Origin of the sequence: Fontibacillus forbon, from assembly GCF_046559655.1 — a bacterium.
Lineage (GTDB): Bacteria > Bacillota > Bacilli > Paenibacillales > Paenibacillaceae > Fontibacillus.
Genome location: NZ_JBKGFV010000007.1, coordinates 1 through 12,387, shown reverse-complemented (window position 1 = coordinate 12,387; position 12,387 = coordinate 1). Strand labels below are relative to the sequence as shown.

Annotated in this window: 8 protein-coding genes, 11 tRNA genes and 1 rRNA gene; all 20 read right to left on the bottom strand. The window is 49.9% G+C overall.

All coding sequences use genetic code 11. The features are described from left to right. Positions 1 to 65: 65 nt before the first annotated feature. Positions 66 to 1,898: a glutamine--fructose-6-phosphate transaminase (isomerizing) gene (gene glmS, locus ACLB09_RS22820; protein ID WP_410772130.1), complete on the bottom strand. Its 1,833-nt coding sequence runs from the start codon at positions 1,896 to 1,898 to the stop codon at positions 66 to 68. 199 nt (positions 1,899 to 2,097) lie between these two features. Continuing rightward, entirely contained in the window at positions 2,098 to 2,364 is a 267-nt protein-coding gene (locus ACLB09_RS22815; RefSeq protein WP_410772129.1) for a hypothetical protein, read from the bottom strand. 276 nt (positions 2,365 to 2,640) lie between these two features. Next, the gene (gene glmM / locus ACLB09_RS22810) at positions 2,641 to 3,981 is read right to left on the bottom strand and encodes a phosphoglucosamine mutase (RefSeq protein ID WP_410772128.1); all 1,341 of its coding nucleotides are present in this window, start codon (positions 3,979 to 3,981) and stop codon (positions 2,641 to 2,643) included. Between the two features lie 108 nt (positions 3,982 to 4,089). After that, positions 4,090 to 5,493, bottom strand: coding sequence for a CdaR family protein (locus tag ACLB09_RS22805; RefSeq protein ID WP_410772127.1), 1,404 nt, complete (start codon positions 5,491 to 5,493; stop codon positions 4,090 to 4,092). Then, entirely contained in the window at positions 5,486 to 6,316 is an 831-nt protein-coding gene (cdaA, locus tag ACLB09_RS22800) for a diadenylate cyclase CdaA (protein WP_410772126.1), read from the bottom strand. The genes ACLB09_RS22805 and cdaA overlap by 8 nt, the downstream gene beginning before the upstream one ends. A 248-nt stretch (positions 6,317 to 6,564) precedes the next feature. Then, complete coding sequence (locus ACLB09_RS22795; RefSeq protein WP_410772125.1) at positions 6,565 to 7,179, bottom strand: zf-HC2 domain-containing protein; 615 nt, start codon at positions 7,177 to 7,179, stop codon at positions 6,565 to 6,567. Positions 7,180 to 7,308: 129 nt separating this feature from the next. Next, positions 7,309 to 7,902, bottom strand: a complete 594-nt coding sequence (gene sigW, locus ACLB09_RS22790) for an RNA polymerase sigma factor SigW (RefSeq protein WP_410772306.1) — start codon at positions 7,900 to 7,902, stop codon at positions 7,309 to 7,311. A 228-nt stretch (positions 7,903 to 8,130) separates the two neighbouring features. Further along, positions 8,131 to 10,926 carry a phosphoenolpyruvate carboxylase gene (gene ppc / locus ACLB09_RS22785; protein WP_410772305.1) on the bottom strand — a complete coding sequence of 932 codons (2,796 nt, stop codon included), beginning with the start codon at positions 10,924 to 10,926 and terminating at the stop codon, positions 8,131 to 8,133. A 328-nt stretch (positions 10,927 to 11,254) separates the two neighbouring features. Continuing rightward, positions 11,255 to 11,328, bottom strand: a tRNA-Gly gene (locus tag ACLB09_RS22780). A gap of 9 nt (positions 11,329 to 11,337) precedes the next feature. Continuing rightward, positions 11,338 to 11,414 (bottom strand) — tRNA-Pro (locus ACLB09_RS22775). Positions 11,415 to 11,448: 34 nt separating this feature from the next. After that, positions 11,449 to 11,525 (bottom strand) — tRNA-Arg (locus ACLB09_RS22770). 6 nt (positions 11,526 to 11,531) lie between these two features. After that, a tRNA-Gly gene (locus ACLB09_RS22765) sits at positions 11,532 to 11,606 on the bottom strand. Between the two features lie 5 nt (positions 11,607 to 11,611). Continuing rightward, positions 11,612 to 11,695: transfer RNA gene (locus tag ACLB09_RS22760), tRNA-Leu, on the bottom strand. A 13-nt stretch (positions 11,696 to 11,708) separates the two neighbouring features. Then, a tRNA-Lys gene (locus tag ACLB09_RS22755) sits at positions 11,709 to 11,781 on the bottom strand. 9 nt (positions 11,782 to 11,790) lie between these two features. Beyond that, a tRNA-Gln gene (locus ACLB09_RS22750) sits at positions 11,791 to 11,865 on the bottom strand. A 12-nt stretch (positions 11,866 to 11,877) separates the two neighbouring features. Next, positions 11,878 to 11,953: transfer RNA gene (locus ACLB09_RS22745), tRNA-Val, on the bottom strand. A 21-nt stretch (positions 11,954 to 11,974) separates the two neighbouring features. Next, a tRNA-Glu gene (locus ACLB09_RS22740) sits at positions 11,975 to 12,049 on the bottom strand. Between the two features lie 14 nt (positions 12,050 to 12,063). Then, positions 12,064 to 12,139: transfer RNA gene (locus tag ACLB09_RS22735), tRNA-Thr, on the bottom strand. Between the two features lie 3 nt (positions 12,140 to 12,142). Next, positions 12,143 to 12,218 (bottom strand) — tRNA-Asn (locus tag ACLB09_RS22730). A 7-nt stretch (positions 12,219 to 12,225) separates the two neighbouring features. Beyond that, a 5S ribosomal RNA gene (gene rrf / locus ACLB09_RS22725) occupies positions 12,226 to 12,342 on the bottom strand. Positions 12,343 to 12,387: the final 45 nt, after the last annotated feature.

The window sequence follows — 12,387 nt, the reverse complement described above, 5'->3', positions numbered from 1 at the left end:
CCATTATTAATGTCTATACACCAACTTTATGCATTGTACACAAACAGTTGCCCAATTAACTCCCCTTACTCCACCGTCACACTCTTCGCCAAGTTCCGCGGCTTGTCGACGTCGTTGCCGCGGGCCAGGGAAGCGTAGTAGGACAGAAGCTGCAGAGGTACGACGGACAGTGCCGGCGTAAGCAGCGGCAGCGTCTTAGGAATTGCGAAGGCCTGGTCGACGGATTTCAGCAATCCTGCAACGTGCTCTTCATGCGTGATCGCCATTACGTCTGCGCCGCGGGCTTTCACTTCCTTGATGTTGCTGACGGTCTTCTCGAGTACGGCTTCCTGGGTCGCCAAAGCGATAACCGGAATGCCATCTTCAATCAGCGCCAAGGTGCCGTGTTTCAATTCACCCGCCGCATAAGCTTCGGAGTGAATGTAAGAAATTTCTTTCAGCTTGAGCGATCCTTCCATGGCTACGGCATAGTCGAGGCCGCGTCCGATGAAGAACAAGTGCTCATGCTTGGAGATTTGCTCGGCATAAGCCTTAATCGCATCGGCGTTTTGCAGCATGCTTTCCACTTGCTCAGGCAATGCCTGCATTGCGGCAAGAACATGCGCCACTTCCTCTTCCGTTTGCGTGCCGCGAACTTGGGCCAGGTGCAGGCCAAGCAGATAGAACGCAATCAACTGCGACGTGTACGCTTTTGTCGAAGCTACGGCGATTTCCGGGCCTGCGAGCGTAGCGATCACGTCGTCCGCATCACGGGCGATCGAGCTGCCGACTACGTTCGTAACGGCCAGGACATGGGCGCCATTGGCGTGAGCTTCACGCAGGGCAGCCAAGGTGTCAGCCGTTTCGCCGGACTGGCTGACGACGATTACGAGCGTCTCAGGCGTAATGAGCGGCGAACGGTAACGGTACTCGGATGCAACATCGAATGCTACCGGTACGCGAATCAGCTTTTCAATGGCTGCTCCGCCTACCAGACCGGCATGATATGCCGTTCCGCAAGCGACGATGTGAATGTTATTGATCGAACGGATTTTTTCCTCGGTCAGATTCAGGTTAGGGAACAGCACCTTGCGGCCGCTCTCGTCGATCCGGCCCCGCATCGTATCGCGGTAAGCCTTCGGTTGCTCATGGATTTCCTTAAGCATGAAGTGATCAAACCCGCCTTTTTCCGCGGTCACTGCATCCCAATCGACAGAAATCATTTCCCGAGAAATAAAATTCCCCTCAATGGTCATCAATTCGACAGCGTCTTCGGTCAATACGGCCATTTCACCGTCATTCAGAATGTACACGTTACGCGTGTAATTCAAAATTGCCGGGATATCGGAACCGATGAAGTTCTCACCTTCACCGAGCCCGATGATCAGCGGGCTTGCTTGACGTACGGCAACCAGCTTATTCGGCTCATACTCCGTCAATACGCCAAGTGCAAAAGCACCGCGCATATAGGTGATCGCTTTTTGAACGGCTTTCACGATATCGCCTTCGTACTCACGGGCTACCAGGTGGGAAATAACCTCCGTATCCGTTTCCGAGACGAACTCGCAGCCTTGGCCGATCAGCTCTTCTTTCAAATCCAGATAATTCTCGACGATCCCGTTATGCACGACCGAAAATTTCTGGCTGTGGTCGGTATGCGGATGAGAATTGACATCCGACGGTTTACCGTGCGTTGCCCAGCGGGTATGGCCGATGCCGGCCGTTCCCACCAAAGGGGCTCCTTCCAGTTTGGACTCCAGATTAGCCAAGCGGCCGATCGATTTGGCAATTTGCAACCCGTCCGGCGTAAATACCGCAATACCTGCCGAATCATAGCCACGATACTCCAGCTTCTTAAGTCCTTCCAACAAAACCGTCTGCGTGTCTCTCTTCCCGATATATCCAACAATACCACACATATTTATATATCCTCCGTTTCATTCTCTCCGAATTTTGATTTGCAGGAGGAAAGAAGCGGACGATGCCAGCGCGGTCCAAAGAGACAGAACTATTCAATTTTAGCGGTTGTTCAAAAAGTATCCCTTAATGGGCATCAAGCTTTCCGAACTCACCTTTTATTTGAAAAATCAGAAAAGTTACAAGTAACCATACCTATTTTCATGAATGTCCATAAATCTCCCGTACCATCGCGCTCTTCCGCGTCTCCTGCGCACACTCATGAAATATACTTCCATCGAAAAATTCCGTACAAAACAACATCGGTCCGTAAGGTTTGTGGGAACGGTCGCCCATTCCTTTTGTCCTTGCGGTTACGGTGCGATGCGGCACCGGGAGGCCCCCGCCGAACAACTCGAACACCTCCACCTCGTCAGCTTGCATTTGCCGTACCACGATCCTGCCGGGGTTATCCAAGCAAGACAACATTGTGTGTGTCTGCTTGTTCCCTGCCCGATCGCTTCAACGCGCGAAATGAAGCTCTGGCGCTTATACTGCTTAAACCTTACAACCCTCGCTTTCTTTTCTTGAATATGCTTATTATATGCACCCCAGTGACATTTGGCAATAATCAAGTTGTCCCGATTATCCCTCTGCCCCAAAGAAGCTTACCCAATTGGAAAGCCGCTGAAACCGGATTTTCCCAGTGCCAGCGGCTCATTTTTGAGTCCTATGAAAAAAGTCACTTATTTATGACCTCGTTCATTATACCAGTTCTTTCTCCACCACAGAGGCGATATGCGCTACAAGCTGCTCCAGCTCTTCCTTCTCCGGTCCTTCCGCCATGACGCGAATCAGGGACTCGGTACCGGATGGACGCACCAGCACCCGCCCGTTGTCGCTCAATTGGCGCTCTACGGACGTAATGGCTTCCTCAATGGCTGGATTGCCGACAAACTTGCTCTTATCCTGCACACGGACATTCACCAGCACCTGCGGGTACTGCTTCATTACCTTTTTCATCTCGCTCAGCGGTTGGCCTGCACCCTTCATGGTGTCCACCAGTTGAATCGCCGTCAGAATGCCGTCGCCTGTCGTATTGTAATCCAGGAAAATTACGTGCCCGGATTGCTCCCCGCCCAGGTTGTATCCGCCGCGGATCATTTCCGCCATGACGTAACGGTCTCCTACCGCCGTCTGCTGCGTGTTCAGCGCCAGTTTCTTGGTCGCCTTATAGAAGCCGAAGTTACTCATGACGGTCGAAACGACCGTGCTGTCTTTCAGCTTGCCTGCACGGTTCATCGCGTCGCCGCAAATACAAAGAATGTAGTCGCCGTCGACTTCTTCCCCTTTTTCATCAATGGCGATCAGGCGGTCGGCGTCCCCGTCAAATGCGAGTCCCAAATCCGCCCCGAGACGTATGACTTCTTCTTTCAGCTTCTCCGGATGCGTAGATCCGCAATGATCGTTGATATTCAGACCGTTCGGTTCCGCCCCGATGGTATAGACTTCGGCGCCCAACTCCCTGAACAGCATCGGAGCCAGTTCGTATGCAGCCCCATTGGCGCAATCCAAAACTACTTTCAGCCCCTCAAAAGAATGACTGATCGTCGTTTTCAAATGAGCGAGATATTTAAATTTCGATTCGATGTCGATCATGACGCTGCCGAGTCCGCCGCCTACAGGGCGCGGAAGCTCGTCTACTTCTTTATCCATCAGTTCCTCGATCAGCAGTTCCGTTTCATCCGAAAGCTTAAAGCCGTCGCTGCCAAAAAACTTGATCCCGTTATCCTCAACCGGATTGTGGGATGCCGATATCATAACGCCAGCATCGGCGTTTAGGATCCGCGTCAAATAGGCTACGGCCGGCGTAGAAACCACACCAAGGCGGATCACGTCCGCTCCGATCGAAAGCATCCCCGCAACGAGCGCCGATTCAAGCATAACGCCCGAAATACGCGTGTCCATCCCGATAACTACCTTTGGCTTCGGAACCTGTCCCGCAAGCACATAACCCCCGCAGCGGCCAATCTGATAAGCCATCTCTGCCGTTAATTCTTTATTTGCAATACCTCTTACTCCGTCGGTTCCAAAATACTTCCCCATGATTTCACTCCTTCAACATGTTGTGAAGCCCCCGCCGCATAGTAGTTATACGGCGAAAGGCTCCAAATCTTCCACATAAAGTATCGTTCTTTCGTTGTATGTTGTACCTCAGCCTCCGTTATCCGGAGGGGTCCCATTGCCGCTGCCGCTGCTGCCACTGCCACTACCGTTTCCATTGCCTTCATTGGCGCCGCTTTGGTTTGTACCTTCCCCTGGAGGCGAACTATTCTCCGTGTCCTGCGTTCCCGGTGAGTTCTCATCAGGAACCGTAGTCGCAGGCTTCCCTTTTTCCGTCAGCTCGATCTGCACCTCAAGACTCTGACCGGCTTCGGACAACTCGACATATTCAGGCAGCTTTACAACAACTGGGACCGTATGCGCCCCCTGCTCCAACCCGGATAAATCGGCAGTTACCGTAATATCTTCAGCTTTCAGCTTATCCAGTACCTCTTTGGCTCCAAATACGCTTAGCGAAATCTTGGCGTCTTCCGGGTGAATGAACTTTTCCGTTAAAGCCTCATTCACGTTAATCAGGGTTATCGGAACGTTGTCGATTAGCTTTTGTCCGGCAGGTTCAATTTTGACGGTGACTTGAACAGAGCTCGGCTCGATTTTCTCAAAACCTTCGGGAGGAGTCAAGCCCACCGTGTACCTGGTCTCATTTGTACCATTAAACTGACTCAAATCGACCGTTACCGGATAGGAAGATATACCCTCAAGCGAATCTTTTGACCCATAGATAGCAACACCTTCCACATTCGTGCTAATGCTGGAAAGTACATATCCGTTCGGGAGCTTCCCGCTTTTGCGTACCTCTAAAGGCACATTTTTGTACAATTTATTGATCGGCACATCCACCTCGACCGAATCCGGCGAGATCTCCGCATTTGTCATTTCCTGCCCATGTTTATCATATGCAGTAAGCTTCACGGTTTTGCCTTTCGCGGTTTCGTTCAGGCCGGTCACATCCACGGTGCCTTGAACTTTTTGAAGTTCCTCGATTTCGCTTTGCGGCAAAGTTACGTCAACCGTGCTCTCTCCGATCACGATCGGACTTCCAAGCTGCATCCCGTCCGCCGGGTTGCCCTTAGTCACAATCGTTACGGGAATTTGTTTCGTTTCCTTTGCTTCTATCGTTACTTTAATTATCGATGGATCCATGGAAATCAGCTGAACGCCTGGCGGCAGTTCATGAGTCAAAGGTAGCGTAATGGTTCCCGGTCCTATATTTTTTAAGTCCAGCTTCACTTTATAATCGGAAAAATTCGTGGTCAAATCCGTCCGTTTTCCCTTGACTTCCAGCCTGACCGTGTCCGGTTCCAGATCATACAACACATATTTGTCGCTATCGAATCCGGTTACCTGGATTTTCGTATCGATCGTTTTCGAGTTTACCACGGTCGTTGGAGCGACGGGCGCACCGCTATCAATATGAACCATCGCCCATAAAATAATGCTGAAAACAAGGGCGATCACCTTGGCAAAATTGTTCTGGTTCAGCCACTTATCCATTATTGGCGCCCTCCTTCTTCTTCCAGAAAGGCTTTCGTTTTTCCTTCTGGTTCGAATTCGGGCCAAGCTCTTCATACAATTTGGAAATGAGCGATTCTTCATTAATGTCGCGCACGACTTGTCCGTCTATGGCCAGCGAAATTTGTCCCGTTTCCTCGGACACGACGATGGATATCGCATCCCCGACTTCACTGATCCCTATCGCAGCACGGTGTCTTGTCCCCAGCTCTTTACTGATGAACGGATTTTCCGATAACGGCAAATAACAGGCTGCTGCCGATATTCTATGCCCCTGAATAATGACAGCCCCGTCATGCAGCGGTGTATTCGGAATGAAAATGTTGATGAGCAGCTGTGAAGAGATCATCGATTGCATCTTGATTCCCGACTCCGTATATTCATTAAGTCCTGTATTCCGCTCAAAAACAATTAATGCACCTATTTTCCTACGGGATAAAAAATTAACGGCCTTAATAATCTCGCCGATTTCCTTGCCGAATTCTTCCTCATCCGCACTGTTGCGTCCGAACAATTTGCCGCGTCCGAGCTGTTCCAGCGCCCTTCTTAATTCCGGCTGGAAGATGATGAAGATCGCAAGCACCCCAAAGGTGAACATCTGATTCATAAGCCATTTCAAGGTATACAAATCAAACCAGGTACTTACCGCCCAGATCACGACCAGGACGAGAATCCCCTTCAACAGTTGGATTGCTCTCGTTCCCCGTACCAGCAAAATGAGGTGATATATAATATAAGTGACAATCAGGATATCAATGAGATCCTTAATGTAATCCTGCCATGTCAAATTTACAAAATAGTTCATGGTGCAACCCCCAACAAGCCCCTGCCAACGAAGCCGCCGACGAAGGAACGGTTATGTACATCTCTTTATACGCTTTCTTTATATCTTCCCCTTATCCTCTAGGTTATAACGTTCCAAAGGCAGATGCAAGCGTACAATATATTTAGAAGCTTTCGTAACTGCAAGCAAATTTTTCCTTATGAAGCAAAAGAAAAAGGCGCCGTGGTTCCCCGCAAAGGGAGGCGCCGCTTGCTGTACAAGTGGATCCATCAGTAGGCGACTTCCATAAACACATTGGTGATCCTGTACCACACCCAGTCCAGCGCTTGATCGATACTTTTGATCTCGCCAGCGATATGAGCCGTTGAAGCTTGGTAGTACGATCCGTCGATCACCGTTAAGTTTCCCTGAACATCGCCATATATTTCAGCCTTGCCGTTCTCTACAGTAAGGTTACCGGCAATGGTAGATCCATTGGGCACGGTAACGGTATTGCCGTTGATGATGACCTGATCCAGATCCGCCGTCTTGACTACGAGCTGGTCGTCGCTTTCCCACAGGGAAACCGCACTAAATAGCATAACGAGCAAAAACATGGCTGCAGCCGTAAGAGCCGGATGCTTCCGAATCCAGCCGATCCATGCCTGCTGTTTACGCGGCGTCGGAATTTTGCTCATAATCCGGTCAACGAGCTCATCCGGTGCCTTGATCGAACCATGCTTGATGGTCGCAAACAGCATCATTTCCGTTTGTTCCAATTCCTTAAACCTTTCATTGCAAGCGGAGCAGCCTTCGAGATGCAACTTCAGCTCCACGGCCTGCCCACGCGTCACATCTTCGTCCAGGTAATCATGCATCAATGAGGAGGCTTGTTTGCAATCCATATCAGCCAATCCTTTCAGTATCAATCTATGGATAACCAATACACCGTATTGGCATAGTCGTCCTACCTTACATTACGTCTGACTCAACAAAGCGTTTCATAAATATTGCAAAATTCCGGTTCCCAAAAATCAAAACACTTTGTGCTCCAGTTTTTTGCGCAGAAATTCGCGTCCCCGATGCACCCTCGTTTTCACGGTGGTCACCGGCATGTCCAGCACATCGCCAATCTCCTGCAGCGAAAGGTCCTGCAAGTACCTCAGAACAATCACCGACTTATATTTGGCGGGCAGGCCCTCGATCGCCTGATGAATGGTCTGCTGGGTTTCCGACAACAGGTACTCCGTTTCCGGCGTTCTATCGTCCCCGGGAATCAGCGTATACCCGTCCATTCCTTCCTGATCGTTCATTTCCGCATCAAGATAATAACTCGGTTTCCGCTTACGCAGCCGATCAATGCACAAATTCGTAGCGATCCGGTAAATCCATGTGGAGAATTTCTGCTTCTCGTCATAACGATGAAAATTTTTATAGACACGCAAAAAAGTCTCCTGGACGATATCCTCGGCCTCATGCCGATTGGACAACATCCGGTATGCCAGATGAAATATTTTATCCTTATATACATCAACGAGTTCGGCAAATGCGCCCTGATCACCTTTGCGGGCTAATTTCACCAGTCTCGCTTCGAAATGGTCCACCACTATAATTTCCCCCAGATCCATAGACGGGCTTATTCGGGACTCCAGTTTGTCCGGGCTTACGCTTACCGAGCCCATTTTCGGTGATTGCTGCTGCCCTCACTTCATTCAAATGTTAATTCAACTCCATGTAAAATGCAATACTATTCCTATTTATCCTATCCCCCGGCTGACCATTGGCTTCCTCAAAAAAACAAGCCGGATCGCTCTCCAGATCTGGAGAGGACCGGCTTGGGTTTAAAAATCAGGGTATCAGCCCGTATTCCGGAGCCCCGCGGCAATGCCGTTGATGGTAAGCAGCACTTCACGTAACAGTTCGGAATCGTCCTGTCCCCGTTCGCGAACGGCCCGAAGCTCAGTCAACAGCTGGACTTGCAAGTAGCTAAGCGGATCCACGTAAGGATTGCGGAGTCGGATGGATTCCTGCACAGCCGGCGAATCGTCGAGAATTTCCGGAACGCCCGTGATTTTGAGGATCATATCTTTCGTCAAATTGAACTCCTGCTCAATTTGTCCAAAGATCCGCTCCTTGGCATCGTCATCGCCGCACATCTTAGCATATTCCTTCGCGATAACCAGGTCCGCCTTAATAATGGCAAACTGTAACGTGTCCATCAACGATCTGAAAAACGTCGAGTTCTTGTACATCTCTTGGAGAACCTTAAGATTTTCCTCGTTGTTTTGATAGAACGTATATAATCCTGTGCCTGCAGCGTACCAGGCCGGGAACAGATAGCGGCTTTGCGTCCAGGCAAACACCCACGGAATGGCCCGCAAATCTTCAAAGCGGTCGCTATTTTTACGCTTGGACGGTCTGGAACCGATATTCAGTTCGCCGACTTCCACAAGCGGTGTCGATTCTCTAAAAAACTTCAGGAAGTCCGGCTCGCGGAAGACCAAATCCTGATACTTCTCGAGTGAGGTCTCGGAAATGCCGGCAGCGATGGCATCCCATTTTTCCTCTTGCGGATTGGATTCCTGATGCATTTTAGCTTGGATCGCCGAAGTAATCAGCGCAGAAGTCGCGGTTTCCAAACTACGGTAGGCAATTCCCTTCAAGGAGTAACGGGAAGAAATCACTTCCCCCTGCTCGGTAATCTTGATGCCTCCGCCGATCGTTTCCGGCGGCTGTACCAGAATGCTGCGATTCAGCGGCATGCCTCCGCGTCCGAGCGCTCCGCCCCGTCCATGGAAAAATTTCAGCTTCACGCCGAACTCTTTGGCCGCAGCCGTAATCTGTTTCAGAGCTACCCGGAGCTCCCAGTTTGCGGTAACCACACCGCCGTCTTTATTGCTATCGGAGTAACCGAGCATGATTTCTTGCAAATCGTTCATAGCCGTTACGGATTGACGGTAAATCGGCATATTGAACAAACGACGCATAATGCCCGGAGCTTCGTGCAGATCATCGATCGTCTCGAAGAGCGGAACAGATTGCAAGGTACATACGACGGTACCGTCAGCTTCCTTACGGAACAAGCCCACTTCTTTGGCAAACACCATAACCTCCAGAATATCGCTCGCCGCCTCGGTCATGCTGATCAAATAGCTGGTAATGCACTGGGTGCCAAATTCCTTCTGGGCCTGGAACACCGTACGATACACGTTCAAGCATTCCGTTGTGCTTTCACTATACTCCTGATAAGGCGAAGTCAAAGGACGAGGATCGTTGAGCAAACGCTCCAGAAGTGCAACTTTTTCTTCTTCCTCCATCGCGGCATAGTTGCTTACAATATTCATATGGGCCAAAACTTCCGTCATGGCGTTCTCATGTTCTTTACTGTGCTGGCGTATATCTAACGTAGCGGTATGGAACCCGAACAATTCAACCTGCCGGATAAATTTCTTGAGATGGGTATCCGCGACATAATCCGCATAATGATGACGCAAGCTACGGTCGATGATTTTCAAATCCTCGATCAGATCTTTCACGTCGGCATAACGTTCGGAAGTATCTTTCTTAGAGTCATCCAGTACATTGTGGAGTCTCTCCGTCATATAAGTCAGCTTGATGCGATAAGGTTCCTTCTCATTGCGCCAGTGCGGCGTTTTATTTAAAGTTACCTGCAGCCGGTCCTTTTGAATAGAAGCGATCAATTCATCCGTGACGTCGACGATGCTTGTGCTGAAACTGAGATACTTAAACAACTCGGAGAGCAGAGCCTGGTATTCGCGGATAGCCAGCTTACGCTGCATTTTAAGCGTCTCCCAGGTCACATTGGAGGTGACGGACGGATTTCCGTCCCGATCGCCGCCGATCCAGGAGCCGAAGCGCAGATAGGTCGGCACATGCCACAGATGCTCCGGATAGTATTTGCTAAGCGAACGTTCCAGTTCCTGATAAACCTCCGGCAGTACGTGGAACAGCGTCTCATGAAAATAATACATCCCGTTTCTCACTTCATCCAGAACCGTAGGTTTGCGATCCCGGAGCTCGTCAGTTTGCCAGAGCGTAATGACCTCATTCAGCAACTTCTCCCTTAACTGCTCCCGTTCACGGAAGGTTAAAGTCGGATTATCAAGCTGCATTACGTCATCGGCAATCCGTTTATGAATGTCGAGAATAGCGCGGCGCATTGCTTCTGTAGGGTGAGCCGTCATAACAAGTTCCAGCGACATGCCTTCCAGAATCTCCTGAGCTTCACTGAAAGTAAAACCCCGTTCCTTCAGATCCCTAACCGAAGCTTCAATCGTACCGGATTGCACGGCTTCCCCTGCGGAGCGCTCATAATCCCTTTTGCGGCGGATCCGATGATTCTGTTCGGCAATATTGACCAATTGAAAGTAAATAGCGAATGCCCGGATGACTTGGTGTCGAATTTCCGGCTCCAGGGAATTGATCATTCCCTTGAACTCCTCATGCAGTTCCGGCAAGAACACAGCCCGTAACGACTTACTGGCTTCACGAATCTTCTCGACAATATCCAAGAGCTCATTACCGCCTTGATGGACAAGGACCTCTCCTAGAATATTGCCCAAAAAACGTATATCTCGCCGAAGAAGGTTGTTCGAGTTGGTTTTGCCGGCAGCTACAGTTAATTCCGTCATATTTCTCCCCCATTTCATCCCTATTCCTTCTCTAAAAGCCTTCCTACCATAATACAATAAACTTCCCTGAAAATCTTCACTTTATTTGTAAGGAATTTAAAGGGAACGGCAGTAAACATAAAACAATTAGAGCAACTTCCCGATTGGGAAATGCCCTTAGGCAAGACGTTAAACATCTCACTAACTACATCAATAGTAATAACAAATTTGTTACCCGGTATGATAGCTCTTTAACTACCGTAACACGGTGAAGCAGTAAAATGCAAGGTTAAAAAAAACCTGATTATAACAAAAAACATCATCTCGCTGATGATGTTGCTGTTATGTATGGAGCGGGTGATGGGAATCGAACCCACGCTACCAGCTTGGAAGGCTGGAGTTCTACCATTGAACTACACCCGCACCTTATAATGGTCGGGACGACACGATTTGAACATGCGACCCCCTGGTCCCAAACCAGGTGCTCTACCAAGCTGAGCTACGTCCCGAAATAAGATGGTGAAACCATTATGAAGTTAAAAATGGCGCGCCCTAAGAGATTCGAACTCCTGACCTTTTGATTCGTAGTCAAACGCTCTATCCAGCTGAGCTAAGGGCGCAAATTATGGAGCGGACGACGGGAATCGAACCCGCGACCCTCGCCTTGGCAAGGCGATGCTCTACCGCTGAGCCACGTCCGCAAAGGTGGTGCGCGTGGAGGGACTTGAACCCCCACGTCAAAGACGCTAGATCCTAAGTCTAGTGCGTCTGCCAATTCCGCCACACGCGCACACTGTGAAAAGTGAGCCATGAAGGACTCGAACCTTCGACACCCTGATTAAAAGTCAGGTGCTCTACCAACTGAGCTAATGGCTCTCAATAAAATGGCTGGGGATATAGGATTCGAACCTATGGATGACGGAGTCAAAGTCCGTTGCCTTACCGCTTGGCTAATCCCCAATAAGGTAATCATGGTGGAGGCTGAGGGGATCGAACCCCCGACCCTCTGCTTGTAAGGCAGATGCTCTCCCAGCTGAGCTAAGCCTCCATATGTAGTTCGTATTGAAAGTGGTGACCCGTAGGGGATTCGAACCCCTGTTACCTCCGTGAAAGGGAGGTGTCTTAACCCCTTGACCAACGGGCCATCCAGTAAGAAAATGGAGCTCTCAACCGGGATCGAACCGGTGACCTCATCCTTACCATGGATGCACTCTACCTACTGAGCTATGAGAGCAAGTGGCTCCCCGAACAGGACTCGAACCTGTGACAACTCGATTAACAGTCGAGTGCTCTACCAACTGAGCTATCAGGGAATATTATGCTTGGCGGCGTCCTACTCTCCCAGGACCCTTCGGTCCAAGTACCATCGGCGCTGGAGGGCTTAACGGTCGTGTTCGGGATGGGTACGCGTGGAACCCCTCCGCCATCGCCACCAAACGGTTCAAGCGTCTTAATCGCTTGAAAACTGGATACGAAACGTAA

Excerpts from the sequence above, each read along its gene's own strand:
- ACLB09_RS22815 (WP_410772129.1), bottom strand. The coding sequence starts at position 2,364 with ATGTTGTCTTGCTTGGATAACCCCGGCAGGATCGTGGTACGGCAAATG.
- ACLB09_RS22805 (WP_410772127.1), bottom strand. The coding sequence starts at position 5,493 with ATGGATAAGTGGCTGAACCAGAACAATTTTGCCAAGGTGATCGCCCTT.
- glmS (WP_410772130.1), bottom strand. The coding sequence starts at position 1,898 with ATGTGTGGTATTGTTGGATATATCGGGAAGAGAGACACGCAGACGGTT.
- glmM (WP_410772128.1), bottom strand. The coding sequence starts at position 3,981 with ATGGGGAAGTATTTTGGAACCGACGGAGTAAGAGGTATTGCAAATAAA.
- ACLB09_RS22795 (WP_410772125.1), bottom strand. The coding sequence starts at position 7,179 with ATGGATTGCAAACAAGCCTCCTCATTGATGCATGATTACCTGGACGAA.
- cdaA (WP_410772126.1), bottom strand. The coding sequence starts at position 6,316 with ATGAACTATTTTGTAAATTTGACATGGCAGGATTACATTAAGGATCTC.
- ppc (WP_410772305.1), bottom strand. The coding sequence starts at position 10,926 with ATGACGGAATTAACTGTAGCTGCCGGCAAAACCAACTCGAACAACCTT.
- sigW (WP_410772306.1), bottom strand. The coding sequence starts at position 7,902 with ATGGATCTGGGGGAAATTATAGTGGTGGACCATTTCGAAGCGAGACTG.